The sequence below is a fragment of the Thermosporothrix sp. COM3 genome, from assembly GCF_059696735.1.
In genome coordinates this window covers 1,751,143-1,770,222 of sequence record NZ_AP019376.1, presented here as the reverse complement: position 1 = coordinate 1,770,222, position 19,080 = coordinate 1,751,143, and the positions used below count along the sequence as shown (strand labels likewise).

The following is a 19,080-nucleotide window of genomic DNA, read 5'->3' as shown; positions in this document are numbered from 1 at the left end:
GTCAGTAAAGAAAGCCTTCTGCTCCTGTGATTGTGTACCGTGGCTCCGTTCTCTCCAGCTTTTTTTACTGTCCCTGCCCGATAGTATACTACAAAATGAAACATATGTACATACTTTGAAGCATTCTTCTGCAATATATCAATAAAATTCGATTCACCCACCATATAAGGAGAATACATCTGCTATCTGTTCTGTTGCTTGAATGATCGAATGAGGCTTGCTTTCAGGAGAGAATGGTCTATCGCTCTCTCGTTGCAGGGGTGTTTCATGGGGGGCCATCCTCTCTCTTACAAGCGGCCATCCAGGGAGCAAGGGCAGGCGATCAGGCTGCGCTTGGCAACGGGAAGCATCGATTTCAGCGCCCCGGCACAGAGGGCGACGCTCATCACTATGTCATCATGTCCTCCTGGCGGGTCAACAGAGAACAGGGGCTGCCCTTCCCCTGCCGAGGCACGTCAGGGTCAAGCACTCGTGTAGAGCGCGCTCCCTGAGCTTGAATGAATGAGTCCCTATTGAGAGACCATCACTTCGCACGAAACACAGATTGATACAATTTTCAGCGAGGAGAGAAAACGTCGTCGATCCTGCTGAAAGACGGCGTGGCGAGGTTATCTATCTTTCCCTGACAGAGGAACCTCATACCCGTGTGCAGAGAGATAGCCAGAAAACGCAAAGCGCCAAAACCAGGTGGCCACTTGCCCGGGTGTATAGTTCTTTTCGCTCTCCAACCACCAGATAACAGTGCCAATCAGAACGTGCGAAAGTTGCATGACCGGCAATTCAGGGGGCATGGTTGGATCAAGCAATTGACTTGATGCCGCCTGCTGTTTCCACTGTTCGCGCTCAAGGATCAGCCTGGTGATGTGTTCACGCATCCTGGCGGCAAACCACGGACTGCCGTTTTTTCCCAGCATCGCTCGATACAGCCGCGCATGTGCTCCGACATGTTCAAAGAACTGGTGCCAGATCTCGACTTTCTCATCAGGATCGCTGTCTTTACGAAGTGGCTTCATATCCTCCACCATGTGATTGACCGCTTCTTCAAAGATCCTGGCTACCAGATCGTATTTGTCCTGATAATGGCGGTAGAACGTGGTCCGGTTGATCATGGCTCGTTCGACAATATCACCCACCGTGATGGCCTCGAACCCTTTCTCCGTAATCAGTTCAATCATCGCTTCTTGCAAGAATTTATGCGTGCGCCGAATGCGCAGGTCTGTCTGCTGTGCGTGCGACATCTTTCCCTCTTTGTTGCATAAGTGACAAACGGCATGTATTGATGCTTGCCTGGAGCATTTCACCGGGCTACACTTTCCAGTGTAACAGATTGATGCTTTTGCAACAAGGTATCGCTCTACAAAACAGAAAAATTGTCACTTTCTGGAAATCCCGGTTGTCAAAGAAAGGACCAACCATGCCAACAAATACAGCCGCCTGGCTTCTAGCAGCACAAAAGCCTCTTGAAGTAAAATCTGCGCTATACCCCCAACCCCGTGAGGGAGAAATTGTCGTCAAAAACCACGCGGTAGCCATCAACCCTATCGATTGGGGGATGCAGCTATTTGGCACGCTGCTCTTCCCCTGGATCACGTATCCATTCATCCTCGGTGGAGATCTCGCGGGCGAAGTCGTCGAGGTTGGCGAAGGGGTCACGCGTTTCTCTGTGGGTGATCGCGTGCTTGCACTTGCCGCGGGAACAGATAAAACGCGCAATAGTTCAGCCGAGGGCGCCTTTCAGCAATACACCCTGGTTCTGGCCCATATGGCGGCCCCGATCCCTCCCACCATGTCCTACGAAAACGCCTGCGTGCTCCCTCTGACGTTATCCACCGCGGCCTGCGGCTTGTTTCATAAAGATCACCTTGCGCTCCACTATCCTTCGGCGACTCCTCAACCCACCGGGAAGACGCTTCTTATCTGGGGAGGCTCAACCAGCGTTGGCAGCAATGCCATTCAGCTTGCCGTTGCTGCTGGCTACGAGGTTATCACGACAACCTCCCCGCGAAATTTTCACTACGCCAGGAAACTCGGGGCCAGCCAGGTCTTCGACTACCGTCAGAAGGACGTTGTCAAAGACATCATAGAAGCGTTCAAAGGCAAGATCTGCGCCGGAGCGCTTGCAATCGGAGAAGGGTCAGCCACAGCCTGTGCTGATATCGTTCATGCCTGCAACGGCAACAAATGCATCTCCCTGGCCAGCCCGCCCGTCTCGCTTAATGCGCTTCCTTCAGATCTGCGTCCCGGCCTGGACTTACGACTCTTCCCGTTCCTCTTCCGATTTGTGGCCGCGAATACAACGCTGCAATTGAAGTTTCGGACGAAGGGTATTCGCGCAAAGAGCATTTCGGATAGTACCAGTCTGGCAGACACAGACTACAACAAGGTCTGCAAGCTTATCTATGAAGATTTCCTGCCGCAGGCTCTGGCTGCCGGTTCCTATATCGCAGCCCCAGAACCAGTCGTCGTCGGCCAGGGACTCGATCATATCCAGGCCGGTTTGGACGCTCAAAGGCAAGGCGTCTCTGCGCAAAAAGTCGTTGTTTCGCTCTAAATGCTCTTCCTTTCATCTGTACCTGAATCACTTTTGCTGACTGATAACTTCGCCTTTTTCCCGTGCGTCTAATATGCTTTCTGGCGATGTTATGAGCCACATGCCGCTTTTGCACAATCAACGGATAACCAAGTGTATAAAAAACACCGATGCCTTCGCTTGCCTGAGGTTCCCATCTTGTTTTAATGTTTAAAAGCGACCATCCAGGTAGCGAGGGCGAGGCCGGACGATCAGGCTACGCTCGGCGGCGGGAAGCATCGATTTCAGCGCCTCGGCACAGAGGGCGAGGCTCATCACCATGTCATCATGTCCCTCTGAAGGGTCGACTGAGAAGGAGAGCAGCCCTTCCCCTGCCGAGGCACAACGCGTCAGGGTCAGTTGCTTCCAGCACTCGGTGTAGAGCAGCGCGGGCGCTCCCTCGGGACGGTAGAGCGTACAGCGTCCGGCCTGAATCAGGCTGAGCAGGTGATAGGCAAGGCGGCTCTTGGACTGGCGCGTGAACTGAAATGGCTGGACACGCTCCTCACCAAAGCGCTCGCAGAGCAGAGAGGCCAGGCCCTCGCCAAGCCCCGTCCTATCAACCACCAGCCGCCGAATATTCCAGCGCTCGATCAGATGCGAGAGGGCAGCATATTGAGCAAGGTGCGTCATTCCGTTCCAGCAACAATGATGCACAATGTGCAGACAGGGAAGATCGAACTCATTCCAGCTCACGCGAGCAATCGTCAGCACAGTGCTATCATGCGACTCCGCTTCCCGGGCCTCGCCACCGATATCGAGCCCGGCAATGTACAGCGCCTGCTCGTCCGGTTCGGCCTGCCAGCAATGAGAGCCCTGAAGCTGCTGAAGCTGCACTTCACCCAGAAAGCGCCCATTGTTATCGAGAGGCTGAAGCAGGTATTGCGTGCGAATCGAGAGATGATCTGCTCCCAGGCGCGCTATCTCACCCTCAACAAAGGCCCGATAACGCGGGTTGATGGCGGCAAGCGTGGTCCAATCGTACTCGAAATGCCGCTTGATGCCGTCCTGCCGTTCAAGCTCAAGGTTGTGGGCCCGCATGCGCGCAAGCAAGGTATCATCCGTCCAGGCGGTGCCATAGAGGACCGTCGTGGCGTTGGTGGTGCTCGCCATCGGCTTCAGCTCGATATCGAACTTTTCGGGTGCGACATCCTGCGCCTCGTCGACTTCCAGGAGCAGCGAGGCCGTCGCGCCCACGATGTGGCTTTCGCGCCCGGCAGAGAAAAAGAGCACACGCGGACCGCTCTGTCCGGCTTCTGGAGCAGGCGCAAGACCCACGATGTAGCCGTAGGATTTCCAGAGCCGGGGTGCGGTCAGCGGCGATTCGAGGAGGGAAAGCAGGCGCTGCCGCGAGTTCACCACCTGGGGCTTATAGGTGGGGGCTGCCTTGACAATGCTGCCCTCATCCATGCAGAAGAGCAGATAGGCCTCAAGCACGGCGCTGAGCTGGTTCTTGCCCATCTGGCGGGCGAACATCACGGTGAAGGTGCGTCCGGCCCCGCTCAACACCGATTCGAGGATTGCGTCCCCGACCTCTTCCTGATACCAGTACAGCGGCCTGCCAAGCACCTCGCGGGCGAACCAGCCTATGCGCCGCTCCGTCATCCTCTCCCTCCCTATGCCTCAAGCAACGAGATCGTCACCTCATAGTTACACTCAATCGGCCTATCAAGCGCCGCCAGTTGCGTATGCAGATCAAGCACGCGTTCCTCATAGCTGTCGAAGTAGACGGGAAGCGCGTTGCCACCAAGCGGCTCGACAAAGGAGATCGTTCGCCCCACATTGTTGAGGTAGGAGGCGCGGAGCCAGTCACGATACTGCTGACCGCTCACGCCCGTTCTCTGGCCGTTGTAGCGCTTGAGCCCATCAACACACAGCAGGGTCATCGTCCAGACGCGCCGGGCCGGGCCGCCATCGACATAGGCAAGACCACCGTCGAGACGCGGCGTCGCATGGCTCAGGCGCGACTGCTTCATCACGTAGGTGCCGGGCTTCAGAAAGTAGCCGACGTTATCCAGAAGCAGTTCACAATCACGACCAATCTGCGCCATACCCCGTTTCTACTCCTTTATCTGCTGAATGCGCGTGGCGATACTGCCGCCCTGCACATCCTGAATCAGAACCAGTTCCCCCTGAATGTCGACGCTCATGCCGCGGTTCCGCATTGCTGCACAGATTGCCGCTATCACCGCTTCGAGACGGGTCTTCTCGCGGGCGATGGTGTCCAGGCGCGCCCGAAGCGTGTCGAGCTCGGTGTTGAGCGCATCGATGACCCGCTGCTGTACCTCGTTTGCGGTGCGGGTTGCGCCGGTGCGCCAGGCCAGAAAGCCGCCACAGACCGCGCAGAGCGTCATCAGAATACTGACCGTGCTGAGAGCTGTGTTTACTGTCTCCATGCTTGCTTTTCCTTTCTACACGCGTTCACCCCAACGCACCCAGGCAGTGGACGTAGACTCGATGCGAAGCTGCTCAAGCTGTTCGAGGAACTGACGCATCTTCTGAAGCGCCGCGATGCGCCAGGCGACAGGGACGCTCGTATCATCAAAGCGATCGCCGAGGGCCCCATCCTGAAACCGAAAATTGTCGTTCGTCGGCACCTGATAGGCCTCCATCGCATAGGCGCTTGCTCCCAGAATAATGAGCTCCTTGTGCTGCTCGGGGATCGTGCTGCCGTAGTCGTCGAGCTGGTGGCGAGTCGCATAGAGCACGCGAATGACCTCGCCTTCGGTGGTCGGCAGCTCCTCAGGCGGGATCAGCAACGTAATCAGGATGCCATTCTGTGTCACCTGCTCGGCGAATGGCTTCTCCTGCTGCGGCCAGAGCGGCACGCCCGAGGTGTTGACCGTTGGTGGGAGCGGTCGCTTGCTCAGTTCCTCATCGGGCATGGTATCGACATAGGTGGTCGTCGCGTTGTCGGGAAGCGTCGCCAGCAGGTGCAGCGACGTGTCACCCACCAGCGAGCGATAGATGTTACGAGCAATCACACGGTTCGGCGTGCCCGCGGTCCCCCTGACGAGCGGCGCGACCGGAATATCATTCAGCACGACATAGCGATAACCCGAGGCGGTTGTAATCGTCGCGATCGCGCCGGGCGTCGTTTCGCCATTCGCGGTGATATAAGAAACAGCATAACGATATGTCCCGATAGAAAGCCCATCACCTGCACTCAGTGCCGCATTCACCGCTTTTTCAGGCGGAGGAAAGGCCGAACCATAGATGTGAAACGGGTAGAGCACCCGATCCACCCGAAGCGGCGGCGCGACGGTTCCCGTCAACAGGTAAGAGCGCTGCGCGGGCTGCGTCGCAAGGTCAGCGGGGATAATATGGGGAGCAACCTCGCTATATCGCGTCACGGCTTTCTCGATCGCGCGGTCAATGTCGCGGTTGGTCCAGCGCGATCCTCCTGCATCAAAAAGGTCAAGGCGCACCAGATCTTCAATATCGGTGAGCGTAAACGTCATACCATCCTCCCATCAACTCCACATATGCGCTCACGGAAGGCCTGCCGTGCACCTGGAAGGCCTTCCGAATGTAGTTTCTATCTACACAGGTATTGCAGCACTGGCAAGGCGTTGCGCAGTGCGTTCTGCATCGGCTCAGTGAGCCCTACAGGCCGAGCGGCGAGCTTGGCCTTCAACTCGGCCACTTCCTTATTCAGCGCGGCGGTGCGAAGCTCATAGGCCTGTAATTCCTGCCCGGTCCAGGCCTCAAAAACGCCTCGTTTGGGTGTCCACTCAAGCGTGGTCCAGCGGAAGCGTTGGCGCGTGCCGCCTCCCAGGCTCGGATTACTGATCTCAACGGGCGTTGCCCCATGCTCGCTCTCAAGCGGCCAGTTATCGGCATGCCATGCGTGAGCAAGCACGTAGTCGCGAAAGCCCTGCACCACTTTGACCCCGTTCGGCGCTACAAGCGTCTTGCCATCATCTTTCCAACCGGAAGGAACCATTGCTGCACCACCTTTCACAAACTCCCACAACTCGGCCCACGGATACGGCCCCGGACAGCCTGAACGGTTGACAGGGTCTATCGAGAAATGGCCTGTAATGCCGCCCCGGGCATCAGCGAAGCGCGGCGGAATCCCCCACCGCCGGCAGATGTCCGCAATCAGACGAAATGAGGCGGATTTCTGCTCGGTTGTCAGCGAGTCGCTGTTATCCTGACTTGGCTTCACATGCTCAATGGCGATGGTGAGCAGGTTGGGATTGAGCCCCATCTGCGACCACCATGCGTCATGATGGACGCCATCACCGCCTGTACCCGGCTCTCCGGTAATTGCGCCATTCGCCCACGCTGCATTTGTCTCACGCACGCATTGAATCACCTCGCCATCACGCCCCACAATATAGTGTGCAGAGGCCTCTGTGGCGGGATCAGCGAAGTAGTCGGCGCACTGGCGGGCAGTGGTAAAACCCGCGGTTCCATGCAGAATAATCCATGCAGGCTGCTGACCCTCACGACCCTCCCAATGATGCGCGGCAGGCACGAAAAGCGCTCCGTGAAAATCGCTATTCCCCATTATCTTTAGCTCCATGAATAGAAGAGGTAGAAAAAGAGGAAAGGCACTGGCACCCTCTACAGTCAGTATACCGGTAAAAGCTACATAATGCAAGAATATGCAATAAATTCGATCCAGAGTGAGAAGCGGGTTCTCCTTTTTTAACGCGGCTTTTGGGGACGGAATATCGGCCTTCCCTCGGCCAGTTCAAGAGGAAATGCAGCGAGCGGCAATCGAGTTGCTGAGCGAGTATTGCTTGCTTTTTTCGAGTTTTTGCATTAGAATAGCACTTCATCTGAAGATTTGATGCAATGCATAGAAAAGGCAGAGGTTGAGTGATGAGCGCACAAAAAGTGAAATGTGAAGGATAAGATCGCACCGTAGACCCGTTTGTTTTCTAGCAATAGGAGAGATCGTTATGCAACGGGAACCTTCACACTCGATGAATCACGTGCACCTTATCCCCGAGCGAGAGACCGACGAGAGGCAAGAGGTCGAGCAGCTCCGGGCCGAGTTGACCGAGTATCAACAGCAAATAGAGCGGCTTCAGATGCAGTTGCGCGAGAGCTTTGCGAAAGCGCCACCCGAGCGCGGACGCCTCCTGACTGTCTGGCTGCTGCTGCTGAGCGCGTTCTACCTGGTGAACATCTGGCTGGTATTCATGGGACACGCCAGCACCTCTCAGCTTCTCATCGGGACGATGGGTCTTATCGGGATCGTCGGCACGTGGCAATTTAAGAAATGGGGCTATGGGCTTTTGCTGATTACCTACGCGCTTGGTTTGCTCCAGAGCTGTGCGCTGGCGACGGTTGCCCATAACACGCCTTTCGCCCTCATTTCCCTGATCGCAACCCTCATCGGCGCGGCGGTCATCTCGCTGCTGGTGTCCCTTCAGTGGGATGACTTCTCCTGAGAGAACCGGGCAAGGGTTTTCCCTCTTGCCCGTCTTCTCTGTTTTCCTGCATACTACCTCTATGTCCCAAAAACAGGAGAACGAAGAATATGCACACTCACTCTCTGGTGCTTGACGAACTGCTCTTTATCAGTCTGGAAGTGACCAGCCAGACAGGATCAGGCAGGCCTGGCGGCCTCAGCAGCTAGCCTGCTATGAACGCTCTCAGGCAGTCTCACCCCTTCGTTGATGGAAACAAGCGTACGGCTTTGATCGCCGGGCTGACCTTTCTCGCGCTGAATGGTCAGGAGCTTCACGACGCTCAAGGCGCTATTGGCCCGGAGATCGAGCGCCTGGTCATCACGCATGACGTGCCCTATCTGCTTGATTGGCTTACACCTCGTCTTCAAGCCAAACGAGAGCCGGCAACCGACCTGAGATCTACCGTCACACATCTCTGCACAACCTACGCCAACGATCTCCGCTATCTGGCCGAGCACTGAACTCTGCATGTGCCTCTCGCTCCTCTGAAGAAAAGCAGGAGGCACTATCCATAGAACCTTCTCTCGACAGCGAGAAAAGAGAACGAGTACTACTCGACTCGCAGCGTTTCTAGAATCGAGATCCGAAGCTCGGGCTGAAGCGTCTGCGCCGTCTCAAGTATTTCTTCATGCAGTTCTTTCACAGCCGTCACCGTTTGATAGCCTGCCTCTTCGAGTTCCTGTAGAAAAGCAACGGAACGGCTCACCACATGCGGCGATTGGAGCGTCAGGCCGCGCTTGAAGAAAGTCCGTGCCTCTGCAACGCTTGCCTCTATTTCCCCGATCGCCCGATAAGCCCGAGCATAATCGAGCGGAACCCAGGCGTGCAGCCAGCGGTTATTGTCCTCCTCAATCTGCCGCTCGATGTCGGGGCGCAGCGCAAGCGTCTTCAGCGGCTCTCCGATGTCCAGATAGCCATAGCTTGCCTCAGCCATCACGCCACTGAGAGAATGATAGAGAAAATCGGTACCGTCGCCATAGGCCGTCAGCTTGCTTGCAAGGTTTCGAGCAGCCTGTACAGCACGCTCAAAGCGCAGGGCATCATGACTGCTGGCATACACACGAGCAAGATAAGCATGTATAAACACGGCTATTTGCTTGCTTGTCTCAAATGAGCGATCACGAGCCAGCTCAAGCGCCTGAACCGCATCCTGCTTCTGGCCCAGGCGCTCAAGCTCGGTCCCCTGACACATCAGTGCAAGGACGATGGCAGGCGTATCCTCTATCTGCTCGGCAGCTCGTTGCATCTGCTCGTACGATTGCAGCGCCGCACGATACTGCTTCCGCTCAACCTGCACCACCCCAAGTAGCTGATAATATTGGGCAAGCAACATAATGTACGTGCGTTCTTGCTTGATGTTGCTCGGTAGCTCGGTTGCGCAATAGGTAAACAGGGCTCGAAGCCGCTGTACAACCTGCTCCGTGTGCGGAAGTGCCACCGTATAGCGCAAACGCCAGGCCTGATGGATCAGGCATTCAACCAGTTGCAGCGTCTCCTGGAACAGCGAATGCCCGTGTTGCCGCTGGAACTGGCCAGCAAACGGGTTGAACTCCGACAGGCCGAACTTCCAGAGCGGGACCGCCAGCACCTCGCTCAGGTGGCGAAGCTGCTGCTGATCGGTGATAAGCTTCTGCCCGGCTTCGACCGCCTTCACATAGCGCACACTGACACCACTTCCGTCCGCATACCACTGCGAGGCGAGCCATTCCTGCGTCTTCCCGAGCCGTTCGCGGTACTCTTTAATCACCAGTCCGTGGTGGTAGGAACTACATTCCACAAAGCCACTCCCTTTCAAGGGTACCAATTGGTACACCCTTCTCCACAGCTATCACTACAAGAGATGCACAAAAAGTGAACCAGGAAGTACATTGTGTTCGCACTATAAAATTCTCTATTACATAGGTAGGTACAAGAAATAGTATACCACATTTCAATATGCAGCGTCTTTGACACGAACAGAGGCGATTGAAGGGAAAGGTGGATATGATGAAACAGCAAGCATGCCAGGATACGCTTCTTGATTTCAAGGCGTCATACACGGAGCTTATCGCGGTCAATGCGGCAATCCAGCGCTACTATCACATGCTACAAATGCGCCGCGTTGCAGGACAGAAGGTTTCGGATGGAGAGGCACAAATGGAGCAAATTCTTGTCCATTTTCAGCAGAGACTGGTTCAACAAATACACCATTTTCAAGCGATACAGGTAAAAGGAGCAACACCGACTTGATCAAAGGGAGAAGGGAAAGGTGGAAGTTGTGAGGCAGAAAAAGAAGGTGGAATATGTGGTTAAAGGAGGGAAAAGGGTCCTTTATCGAGGGACAGATGTACATGCTGCATGCACCGTGTTCCTGGAAGCGGCCAAAGATCCCACATGGTTTAAAGCGCGAATCCAGCTTTTATTGAATGGTCAGGAGTTGGCCGTCTTTCTGAAACGGTATCATTCCTGATATAGTGAACCTTGCTCTATCTATTCCTTATAGAATAGAACCCTGTAGGAGAGAGCCCCCTGCGTCTGTACATACACATATGCTTTCCCCTCAGCTATCTGTATGTACAGACGTTTCTGTAAATAGAAGAAATCAGCGGACGAAGCGTGCCATACGAATCAGATCAACATAGAGCCCGGGTGCCAACTTGACTGCTTTACGAAAGCGCCCCTCCTCCACGAAACCGAGCCGCCGATAGAGCCGGATCGCGCCGCTATTGGTGGCGAATACGTCCAGATTGACCTTCTCAAGCGTCGGATGCGCCTTCACCCAATCGAGCAAGGACTGTAGCAGCAGCGTACCGATACCCATGCCGCGCCACTCCTTTTTGACGGCAATGCTAAAGCTGCCGGTGTGCTCGAAGCGCTTGAGGCGCTCACCTGTAAAAAGCAGGTAGCCAACGAGCGTATCGCCACACCAGGCAACCAGCGTTAACATGCAGGGATGTTCAACCCGCCGTATCAGCCATATAGATGCCTGGTTGCTTGATACCTGCATCTCTTCGGGTAACGTCACCATCGTATCGCCCTCGCTCAACACCTCCTGGTTCAGCAGCATAAGCGGCTCGACATCTTCTCGCTGTACGCTTCGTATCGTTAAAACGTTTCCTGGAGCAAACGTATAGCTATGCGGTTCATAGGTTCCCATCATTCCTCCTGCTCAGCCTCATCAGTATTACACTTCTTCTATTCTTCCAAAGAATGCCACATCGAAGCGAAAAAGGCAAATCATCGGGCCGCTTCTCAGGTGAGAAAAAACCCGGCTCGAACGTACTTCTTTCTGAACACGTTTTTCCGGTTGAAACGGAGACAGGTATTCCAGTATTTCAAGAATGAGTATCCCCGGCACCTGCTGAAAGAGGGGCTTCGTACCGCGAGCTGAACTCATTGTATGGGTCTGCTTCGCGAGGCTTGATGCTGTTCCCCTGACAACTACTCAGTTCTATCCACCTCCAGTGGCGGCATCAACCAACCTCCCAGGCTTCATCCCGAGCTGTGTGCTGGCGACAGAGTGGCATACCCTACGCCATATTCGCGCATATCGCGCTCTTGAAAGCGGGTTCGCCCTGCTTCTCAAGCTCTCTGTCACAGTTGTGGCGGTTTCTAGCAGCATGGTTATGCAGCCCGATTATTTCAGGCTCACGGCAGGCACCGTTATATACTCAACCTCTTTTTTATCTGCGCTGCACTCTGTATCGATCTTGTGGATCATCTTCTGACCACGCCACTTCTAGAAAAGAGCGAAAACAGCATACACAGAAAATCAAGAGCACAATTGCAGAAGTTGCTGTCTCTCTACCTGACATTGCATTTTCAGAACCAGGAACTTTTTGAGTTCGTGGCACTCCTGAAGCAGCGGCTCCTGTGGCCCGAGATGCGCCCGGATCAACTCAGGCAGCCCCGAGTGCCCGCAAAAGAGCGCCTGATACAGCTCCTGCGCGTTGTCGCGCCCTTCCGGCACGAACTTGAGTAGCGGTGAAAAAGCTGCTTCATGCAAGGCAAAATATTCGAGCAAGGAAAGCAACAATTTACAATAATGGATTTTCTGGCGCTGTTCCTGCTCATATTGCAGTCGTAGCTTGACTTGCTCGAAGAGATCGAGAAGGGAGATATCCAGGAGGCGACACCCGATGGCAGTGTAGGCAACCGTCGCTTGATCGCCTGCATTCCAGAAGCAATCCCAGAGCAGGTTTTCAAAAAATGGTCGTCCCTGCTCTCCATACAGTGCAATGCCGAGCACAAGGCCACTGTTGCAATCCGTCGAGGCTGTGGTTGAGCCAAGCACAAAGAGCTCCTTTGCCAACTGCGGTCGCCCGGTTTTGACAGCAAGGGCAGGCAGGAACTCGCTCTGCCACCAGCTTTTTCCGAAGCACTGACGTATCTCCGCCTCGATGTCTGCTCGTAGCCCGGCACAGGGCAGGTGCAGGAGCCCCAGGCAGGCTTCAGGAACACCCTGACGCGCATAATACCAGAGCGCCTGTTCAGCCGGTTGGAACTCCATGTAGCCCAGTGAAAGCAGAACCTCTTCTGGCATATCATCCCGCAAGATATCCTCCTGAATGCTCGCCATAAAGAGGCGCTGTGCCAGCTCCGGGCCACCCAGAACGCGAATGGGAAGCAGCAGCTCTTCCCGTCTCCCTGGATTCTGCAAAAAGAGCGAAAGGAGCGCTTCAGCATCCTGAGCGGAGCCATAGAGCGCGATTGTTGCACAATAGGTACGGGCAATAGCACTGTGTATCGACACACATTGGTAGAGATCTATCAATTTTCTTGTGGTTTGTAACACGCGATCAACCATCCCCTTTCTTCTAGAGGTGGAATAGAGGTAGAAATTCGATAGGGAAGAAAAAGCGCACTCTCTTCTACACGTATCGCATGATAAACCATTATTGGACAATATTCAAGTCTTTTTTCGGCTACAGCCCTCGATACCACCACGCTCTCTAGCGCAGCTCTCGCTTATTGTGCAAATCGTGCAGGAAGAAATGATTGCATCAGTTGAAGCTGCTCGCGATTGAGAATAAAGTCAGCTATAACTTTTCCTGTAATTGCGCTTAACATGACACCCACACTGTTGTGACCGGTCGCGACAAACACGTTCTCCCACCCGGGAAGCGGCCCAAGGAGAGGGCGTAGATCAGGCGTTCGAGGGCGTATGCCAGCCCATGCCCTCACCATTGGACTGTCTGCAAGGGAGGGAAGCAGCTTACAGGCCGACGCACGCAACCATGCAACCCCTTCCGCAGTCACCTGCGGCTGAAGCCCGGCCTGCTCTTTTGTTGCGCCCACAAAGACCGTCTCACCTTTAGGAATAATGTAAGCGCCCTCACCAAAAATGATCTGCTGTACCGGTTGCTCAGGTTGCTTGAGTGCGAGCATCTGGCCCTGCAACGGCTGAACCGCGAGCGGGGCATGCAGCCATTGTCCACATATAGTTGACCACGCACCCGCCGCGAGCACCAGATGTCGGCAGGAGACCTCAAGCCCCTGGGCTGTCTGGAGACCTGTCACGCGCTCCTGCTGGATAGAGATATGACAGACGTCCTGTTCGGTATAGAGGTGCGCGCCAAGCCGTTGCGCAGCTCGGGCGTATGCTTGTACAAGCGCGGGAGCTGAGATATGGCCCTCTTCGGGAGCGTAGACAGCGGCAAGCACATCGGGCGAGAGCATCGGAACCCGCTGTTGAGCCTCGTCGCCACTCAACCAGCGCGGAGAGAAGCCAAGCGTCTGCCATGCCTCGTAGCGCTTCCGGAGGTGTGCCACCCGCTTTGGATTTCGCACAACGCGCAGCGCTCCCGTTTGTTCATAGCGAACCTGCATCTGTGCCGTCTCTTCCAGCTCTGGAAGCAGCGTCAGCAGTATATCCAGGCCAGAAATGAGCAGCTCCGCCAGCGGGCCTGGTGCGCTAAGAGGGCCCAGTGGGGCGAGGAGCCCCGCCGCCGCGCCAGAGGCCTGTGAACCGATAGCCCCCCGTTCAAGCACCAGCGCGTCAATTGCATGTTTTCTCAAATAATAGGCGACGGCACAGCCAATAATTCCACCGCCAATAATGGCGACATCGGTTGTGTGCTTCATTCTGTTCTCGATTCATACTCAAACAGGTCTTCAAATACATCAGTATAGAGCATTTCCCTTCCCAGAAAAAGAGGAGAGATGTTCTAGCTGAAAGAGAGCGTTTCCAGCGCAACTTCTCCGCTATCTTCCCTTTACAACTCATTTAAAAATCGATATACTGAGAAGGAGAGTACTCAACCGGGAGAGCATCGATCCGACAACAAGCGAGTTATATGTGCGTTGAAGCCAAACAATACACAAAAAAGATGCTCGCGTGTTAACGGGCCACGCGAGCAACTCAACTCACTTCCTGTACAGAAAGCCAGCAAGTAAGCTGAAAGCAAAGTTGACACAATGTGTCAGAGCTTCAGAATGGAGGCAAAAAAAGATGCTCATTCTTTCTCTATTTTAAGGCATTATTCGATTAGATGTCAAGTGGATCTTTTTTTGCACCACCTTCATAGAAAGCGTGTTCAAAAAGCGGAAGAGCTTATTCAGGCACATATTTTCAATAGCATCGATTTTCCAGGCAGCTTCTTTACGTATCAGATGCACATCAGCCATATGAGCACCTGATGTTTCATCAAGTATCAATATGGCTGCACCTCGTCTCTTTTACGCGAGGTACAGCTTCTATCAGAAAGTAACAGAGGAACGAAGTACTACGTGATTGGCACAGTTACCTGATAGGGCGTTGCACCGTGTTCCAGAAGAGAGGATAAAGTAGCCTCAATTTTTTATGTACAGGAGACAATGCCTATGAGCAAGAAGAATCGACAAATTGTGCTGGCAAGTCGTCCGCAAGGATGGGTACAGGAGAGCAATTTTCGTCTTGTCGAGACCGATGTACCCGCACTCAAAGATGGTGAAGTATTAGTCAAAAATATCTATCTTTCACTCGATCCATATATGCGAGGTCGCATGAACGCGACGAAATCCTATGCCAGTAGCGTCGAAATTGGACAGGTCATGGTCGGGGGGACCGTTGGCAAGGTGGAGGCCTCCAAAAACCCGCAATTTCGGGAAGGAGACGCGGTACTTGGCTATTTTGGCTGGCAGGAGTACGGGATCTCCGATGGTAAGGGCCTGCAAAAGCTGCCTGAAAGCAAGGATATTCCGCTCTCGGCTTATCTGGGGGTGCTTGGCATGCCGGGACTGACCGCCTGGGTCGGCCTGATAGAGATCTGCCAGCCAAAACCGGGAGAAACAGTTGTCGTTTCTGCCGCCTCTGGCGCGGTGGGAAGCGTGGTCGGACAGCTTGCAAAAGCTCATGATTGCTGTGTAGTCGGTATCGCGGGCGGGCCTCAGAAGTGCAATTACATCGTCCAGGAGCTCGGGTTTGATAAGGCGGTCGATCATCGTGCCGGGAATTTACAGGAAGATCTGGAAAAAGCCACGCCGAACGGCATTGATATCGATTTCGAGAATGTTGGCGGCGAGGTGATGGATACAATACTCGGCCGTTTGAATACATTCGCCCGTATCGCGCTGTGCGGCATGGTCTCGCAATACAACGAGACACAGCCGGCTCAGTTCCGCAACTTCGGGGCGATGATCGCCAGTCGCGTCAAGATGCAGGGGTTCCTGGTCGGTGACTATCAGCATCTCTGGCCCCAGGCCCAGGAAGAACTTACTTCCTTGCTTCAGGCCGGGAAGCTCAAGTATCGCGAGAGTATTGCGCATGGCGTGGAGAACGCGCCAAAGGCGTTTATAGGCATGCTCAAAGGCGAGAATTTCGGCAAGCAACTGGTGAAACTCTCCGAAGAATAGCCACTCTTCAGCATCCAGCCGAGCAGTCAGAGCGTGTATTCCTTAAACTGCACTCTCTCCAGGCTGGATGCTCCTGCACTATTTTTCGCATATTGCCTTTTTCAGTGCGCCCCCTTTTCGTGTTGCAGTATAAAGCGCTGTTGCACCCACTGTGTAATCAGGTCGAGATAGCCGGACGCAAGGGACTGCTGTTCAGGGGGTAGCAGAAACGAACGATCCATCTCGCGAAAACCACCTGTCTGGCTCAAGAACAGGGCGTGATCGGCCTGAGGAATGGTCGTTACAGTAACATCAGGATTGTGCTTGAGGGCAGAAGTATAGAGGCGGGCGCACTCCTGTCCGTTGATAATTGTGTCACGTTCGCCAAAAACGGCCAGGAACGGGCAACGAACCTCTTTCAAGAGCGAGAGTATATCGCTGTGTGCCTCTCCATGCATATGCTGCTCATAGCGCTTCTGATCCCAGATCCCGGCATCTCTGAGCCAGGGTTCCTGCAACATCAACCGTTGCAAGCTTTCAACCAGGTTATAGGGGGCCTGGGCCCTTTGCAGAAATAAGCGAATTTTGCTGAAAGCCAGTGCTCGATCAACGTCGGTGAGCTCATATCCTTCTGTCAACAGGTGATTGGTCACACGAAACAGTTCCTGCTCATCGCCGATGTCAGGCGGAACCAAGGCAGCAATCATAAACGCAACGGCCTCTGAAGCCAGCGTATAGATCAGGGGAAGGATCTGCCCGGCCTGGCTAATCCCCCAGAGCCCGACCTTATCGGCAGCGATATCGGGCCGCCTCCGAAGCCAGTTCAGCGCTGCTACACCCTCTTCTGCTCGCTCCTGCTGACTTTGCGTTGTCCAGTCGCCTGATGAAGCGCCAATGCCGGGCTTATCCCATGAAAGCGTGGCGATGCCCCGTCGCGTGAAGGCCTCCCAATAGTGAGGAAACATCCCAAGCCCATCACGCGCCATCGAGCCAGCGCCCGGCAGAAGCAGCACGGCAGGAAAGGGGCCGGAACCCTCCGGCAAGCAAAGCGTTCCAGCAAGAACAGTGTCCCCGTTTTGAAAGGCGATCTCTTCCTGTCGATATGACAGCATGGAATGCTTTGACAAAGAAATCGTTTCACTCCTTTTGTAGAATCTGTTACTCGAAAGTATACCAGATATTCTTCTCAAAAGTATAGTCTCATGCGGACACGTGCGCATATACGTCACCGCTCTCCCTTTCAATAAACGGCCAGGCAGAGCAGTTTTCATCCCCCGTTCCCGGGACAAGCATAGAGGGCTCTCATTGAGAAATAATCATATAGTTGGCTTGATTATTCGGGAAATAGCAGGTGCTCATTCTCGCTTCAAAATACAGGAAAGCAGCCATTGCTCGGTGATATCTCTTTTCTATCAATAGTGCAGTACTCCATTTTCTTCCTTGCACACATGTACAAAATACCCTATACTCTTCAAAGAAGTTACCCTTTGGAATGGAATACAGAGCAGCCAAACATACAAGAGGAAAATGAGCGCGACAGCTTCAGCGACTCAGTGAACATCATTGACACAGGAGCAGTGTCAGAAGCCTTTCAGCCAGCCTGGAAGATTACACCAGGCAATGCAGGTAGAACAGCCAGAGAAGCGCGTTCAGCCTGACAACCACTAATCGGAGTATCGCTTTATCATGTCAAAACATACGCAGACGGAACCAGAAGCTCGCAAGCCAGCCACACCCCGTTATCGGCTCTGGCTCTGCATTGTGGGCCTGGTTGCTTTTTTGTTACCGCAATTACTTCTTCCCGGAGGCTTGCTACAGCGCCTCATCTTGAGCCCATTCAGCTCGGGGGGCTTCGGCTTTATCCCCGGCGTCATGCTCCCTGAAGCGCAATATCAAATTCCGCTCCTGCTGCTGGCGGCCCTGTGCATGATGGTTGTCTGGCAGCGTACGGTACACAGACCGGGACGCAAGCCAGGAGCCCGCCGAGGCGCAATCGCAGGCCTCTGGACCGGACTGCTTATCCCTCTGATCTTTACCATAGCCTCTCTCCTCTTCTACATCATAACCACGCCTCAAAATGCTAGTACTAACACTTCTATACAAATGCTGTTCTGGATCCTTCTGCTTGTTATACCTCCCAGTATGGTTGTATTTGCCCTCGCCGGTGCTGTGCTCGGTTTACTGGAACAGCGCTTTCACTGATTCTCTCATTTCACGAAAAATAAAAGAGCCTGTATCGACCATTTATCTATACAGGCTCTTCGTGGCATCCAGAGCGCTCGTCAAATAGTTCCTATCGCGCAGAGAGCAAGGGTGCTCTGCCTACTTTACCTGGAACGTTTTGACAGCAGCAAGCTTTTCATCACTGCACGAGGATGTGCTGCACCAGTAGAATTCAACGGCACCATATCCAGATTCGTAATATTCATGCGAATAGTAGCCACCGCCATACTCGCGGCCCATCTCAAGCGGCTCTCCCGTATCGGGTGGATCTCCGTTGAAGTACCATTTCGTGGTTACATAACCCACCGCACCCTCTTCAACATCGAAACTCGCGTATATAGTTTGTCCAGAGTTAAAAACATCATACGATGTAGTACCGTCTTTAGAGTCAGTAAGAATAGTCATTTTGAATTTTGCTTCAGCACTGGACGAAACAGTATTGCCGGAAGGCGGGTTGAGCTCGGTATAGGGCGTCGGCGAGAGCGCGTACGCGGCGGTTGCAGTGATTTCAGCCTCGCTGGTCGCCGTTTCCTCAGCCGTTTCAGTCGCACTATAGTTGCTGGTCTCGAATAGACCGAGACCAAAAGCCCCGCCAAGCGCAAAAATACCGGCGCAGACACAGGCACCAATTAACAAAAGCGCCCCTAGAATAGAAAGAGTGACAATAAGACCAGTATTGCGCTTTTGTGGCGGCATGCTGTATTGAACCGGCTGGCCGCAGCGGGGGCATGCAGGAGCGCCAGGCGGTAAGTCAAATCCACATGAAGGGCAACGCATACAAAACTCCTTCTCGAATTCATACAGATAGAGTTGTTCCGTGGTGGGAGGTTCAGCAGAAAGCGAGATGTCACTTTCTGCCACACCGAAATATTTCCATCTAAAGATCAGCAGCAATTATCATAACAGGAAAGATACACACTCGCCAGCTTCTTTAAAATGAAGCCCGTCACAATTTGGTTTCTTTTGAACGGATTTTTCTTTCCCAAAAAAGGGGCCAAGGATAACGGATGAGCTTTAAAAGAGAGGTGAGAACAAGCGAAGGGTGTTCTCTCATAGCCTTTTTCGTCT

The 19,080-nt window shown here is 54.0% G+C and carries 19 protein-coding genes; 7 read left to right on the top strand and 12 right to left on the bottom strand.

Annotated features, from left to right (window positions below; translation table 11 throughout):
• The first annotated feature begins 233 nt into the window (after positions 1-233).
• Positions 234-491, top strand: coding sequence for a hypothetical protein (locus KTH_RS07715; RefSeq protein WP_497617619.1), 258 nt, complete (start codon positions 234-236; stop codon positions 489-491).
• A 117-nt stretch (positions 492-608) separates the two neighbouring features.
• Here the strand turns inward: KTH_RS07715 and KTH_RS07710 are convergent, their stop codons facing one another.
• Positions 609-1,238 carry a TetR/AcrR family transcriptional regulator gene (locus KTH_RS07710; protein WP_497617617.1) on the bottom strand — a complete coding sequence of 210 codons (630 nt, stop codon included), beginning with the start codon at positions 1,236-1,238 and terminating at the stop codon, positions 609-611.
• Between the two features lie 176 nt (positions 1,239-1,414).
• On the opposite strand from KTH_RS07710, the gene KTH_RS07705 reads away from it, so the two are divergent.
• A complete protein-coding gene (locus KTH_RS07705; RefSeq protein WP_497617615.1) occupies positions 1,415-2,551 on the top strand; it encodes a zinc-binding alcohol dehydrogenase family protein in 1,137 nt (378 codons plus the stop codon).
• 189 nt (positions 2,552-2,740) lie between these two features.
• Here the strand turns inward: KTH_RS07705 and KTH_RS07700 are convergent, their stop codons facing one another.
• The 5 genes from KTH_RS07700 to KTH_RS07680 all read right to left on the bottom strand — a co-directional run bounded on the left by KTH_RS07700 (position 2,741) and on the right by KTH_RS07680 (position 7,085).
• The gene (locus tag KTH_RS07700) at positions 2,741-4,174 is read right to left on the bottom strand and encodes a phage terminase large subunit family protein (RefSeq protein WP_497617613.1); all 1,434 of its coding nucleotides are present in this window, start codon (positions 4,172-4,174) and stop codon (positions 2,741-2,743) included.
• Between the two features lie 11 nt (positions 4,175-4,185).
• The gene (locus KTH_RS07695) at positions 4,186-4,620 is read right to left on the bottom strand and encodes a hypothetical protein (protein WP_111325209.1); all 435 of its coding nucleotides are present in this window, start codon (positions 4,618-4,620) and stop codon (positions 4,186-4,188) included.
• 9 nt (positions 4,621-4,629) lie between these two features.
• Complete coding sequence (locus KTH_RS07690; protein ID WP_111325210.1) at positions 4,630-4,965, bottom strand: hypothetical protein; 336 nt, start codon at positions 4,963-4,965, stop codon at positions 4,630-4,632.
• A gap of 15 nt (positions 4,966-4,980) precedes the next feature.
• The gene (locus KTH_RS07685) at positions 4,981-6,030 is read right to left on the bottom strand and encodes a hypothetical protein (RefSeq protein WP_497617611.1); all 1,050 of its coding nucleotides are present in this window, start codon (positions 6,028-6,030) and stop codon (positions 4,981-4,983) included.
• 77 nt (positions 6,031-6,107) lie between these two features.
• Positions 6,108-7,085, bottom strand: a complete 978-nt coding sequence (locus tag KTH_RS07680) for an N-acetylmuramoyl-L-alanine amidase (RefSeq protein ID WP_497617609.1) — start codon at positions 7,083-7,085, stop codon at positions 6,108-6,110.
• A 397-nt stretch (positions 7,086-7,482) separates the two neighbouring features.
• Between KTH_RS07680 and KTH_RS07675 the strand changes: the two genes are divergently transcribed.
• On the top strand, positions 7,483-7,977 hold the full coding sequence (locus KTH_RS07675; protein ID WP_497617607.1) for a coiled-coil domain-containing protein: 495 nt from the start codon (positions 7,483-7,485) through the stop codon (positions 7,975-7,977).
• Between the two features lie 194 nt (positions 7,978-8,171).
• A complete protein-coding gene (locus tag KTH_RS07670; protein ID WP_497617605.1) occupies positions 8,172-8,459 on the top strand; it encodes a type II toxin-antitoxin system death-on-curing family toxin in 288 nt (95 codons plus the stop codon).
• A gap of 89 nt (positions 8,460-8,548) precedes the next feature.
• On the opposite strand, the gene KTH_RS07665 is transcribed toward KTH_RS07670, so the two are convergent.
• A complete protein-coding gene (locus KTH_RS07665) occupies positions 8,549-9,775 on the bottom strand; it encodes a helix-turn-helix domain-containing protein (protein WP_497617604.1) in 1,227 nt (408 codons plus the stop codon).
• Between the two features lie 206 nt (positions 9,776-9,981).
• On the opposite strand from KTH_RS07665, the gene KTH_RS07660 reads away from it, so the two are divergent.
• Positions 9,982-10,227, top strand: coding sequence for a hypothetical protein (locus KTH_RS07660; protein WP_497617602.1), 246 nt, complete (start codon positions 9,982-9,984; stop codon positions 10,225-10,227).
• 352 nt (positions 10,228-10,579) lie between these two features.
• Here KTH_RS07660 and KTH_RS07655 read toward each other — a convergent pair whose 3' ends face one another.
• The 3 genes from KTH_RS07655 to thiO all read right to left on the bottom strand — a co-directional run bounded on the left by KTH_RS07655 (position 10,580) and on the right by thiO (position 14,061).
• Complete coding sequence (locus tag KTH_RS07655) at positions 10,580-11,137, bottom strand: GNAT family N-acetyltransferase (RefSeq protein ID WP_497617601.1); 558 nt, start codon at positions 11,135-11,137, stop codon at positions 10,580-10,582.
• A gap of 612 nt (positions 11,138-11,749) precedes the next feature.
• Positions 11,750-12,730, bottom strand: a complete 981-nt coding sequence (locus KTH_RS07650) for a hypothetical protein (RefSeq protein ID WP_497617599.1) — start codon at positions 12,728-12,730, stop codon at positions 11,750-11,752.
• Between the two features lie 215 nt (positions 12,731-12,945).
• Entirely contained in the window at positions 12,946-14,061 is a 1,116-nt protein-coding gene (gene thiO, locus KTH_RS07645) for a glycine oxidase ThiO (RefSeq protein ID WP_497617597.1), read from the bottom strand.
• Positions 14,062-14,799: 738 nt separating this feature from the next.
• Here thiO and curA point away from each other — a divergent pair.
• Entirely contained in the window at positions 14,800-15,810 is a 1,011-nt protein-coding gene (curA, locus tag KTH_RS07640; protein ID WP_497617595.1) for an NADPH-dependent curcumin/dihydrocurcumin reductase, read from the top strand.
• Between the two features lie 101 nt (positions 15,811-15,911).
• Here the strand turns inward: curA and KTH_RS07635 are convergent, their stop codons facing one another.
• Entirely contained in the window at positions 15,912-16,916 is a 1,005-nt protein-coding gene (locus tag KTH_RS07635) for an alpha/beta hydrolase family protein (RefSeq protein WP_497617593.1), read from the bottom strand.
• A 559-nt stretch (positions 16,917-17,475) separates the two neighbouring features.
• Between KTH_RS07635 and KTH_RS07630 the strand changes: the two genes are divergently transcribed.
• Positions 17,476-17,991 carry a hypothetical protein gene (locus tag KTH_RS07630; RefSeq protein WP_497617592.1) on the top strand — a complete coding sequence of 172 codons (516 nt, stop codon included), beginning with the start codon at positions 17,476-17,478 and terminating at the stop codon, positions 17,989-17,991.
• A 120-nt stretch (positions 17,992-18,111) separates the two neighbouring features.
• Here the strand turns inward: KTH_RS07630 and KTH_RS07625 are convergent, their stop codons facing one another.
• Entirely contained in the window at positions 18,112-18,906 is a 795-nt protein-coding gene (locus KTH_RS07625; protein ID WP_497617590.1) for a hypothetical protein, read from the bottom strand.
• Positions 18,907-19,080 lie beyond the last annotated feature (174 nt).

Coding starts and splice junctions, on each gene's coding strand:
- KTH_RS07700 (WP_497617613.1), bottom strand. CDS start 4,174: ATGACGGAGCGGCGCATAGGCTGGTTCGCCCGCGAGGTGCTTGGCAGG.
- KTH_RS07680 (WP_497617609.1), bottom strand. CDS start 7,085: ATGGGGAATAGCGATTTTCACGGAGCGCTTTTCGTGCCTGCCGCGCAT.
- KTH_RS07670 (WP_497617605.1), top strand. CDS start 8,172: ATGAACGCTCTCAGGCAGTCTCACCCCTTCGTTGATGGAAACAAGCGT.
- KTH_RS07715 (WP_497617619.1), top strand. CDS start 234: ATGGTCTATCGCTCTCTCGTTGCAGGGGTGTTTCATGGGGGGCCATCC.
- KTH_RS07660 (WP_497617602.1), top strand. CDS start 9,982: ATGATGAAACAGCAAGCATGCCAGGATACGCTTCTTGATTTCAAGGCG.
- thiO (WP_497617597.1), bottom strand. CDS start 14,061: ATGAAGCACACAACCGATGTCGCCATTATTGGCGGTGGAATTATTGGC.
- KTH_RS07675 (WP_497617607.1), top strand. CDS start 7,483: ATGCAACGGGAACCTTCACACTCGATGAATCACGTGCACCTTATCCCC.
- curA (WP_497617595.1), top strand. CDS start 14,800: ATGAGCAAGAAGAATCGACAAATTGTGCTGGCAAGTCGTCCGCAAGGA.
- KTH_RS07655 (WP_497617601.1), bottom strand. CDS start 11,137: ATGATGGGAACCTATGAACCGCATAGCTATACGTTTGCTCCAGGAAAC.
- KTH_RS07630 (WP_497617592.1), top strand. CDS start 17,476: ATGTCAAAACATACGCAGACGGAACCAGAAGCTCGCAAGCCAGCCACA.
- KTH_RS07685 (WP_497617611.1), bottom strand. CDS start 6,030: ATGACGTTTACGCTCACCGATATTGAAGATCTGGTGCGCCTTGACCTT.
- KTH_RS07710 (WP_497617617.1), bottom strand. CDS start 1,238: ATGTCGCACGCACAGCAGACAGACCTGCGCATTCGGCGCACGCATAAA.
- KTH_RS07705 (WP_497617615.1), top strand. CDS start 1,415: ATGCCAACAAATACAGCCGCCTGGCTTCTAGCAGCACAAAAGCCTCTT.
- KTH_RS07695 (WP_111325209.1), bottom strand. CDS start 4,620: ATGGCGCAGATTGGTCGTGATTGTGAACTGCTTCTGGATAACGTCGGC.
- KTH_RS07690 (WP_111325210.1), bottom strand. CDS start 4,965: ATGGAGACAGTAAACACAGCTCTCAGCACGGTCAGTATTCTGATGACG.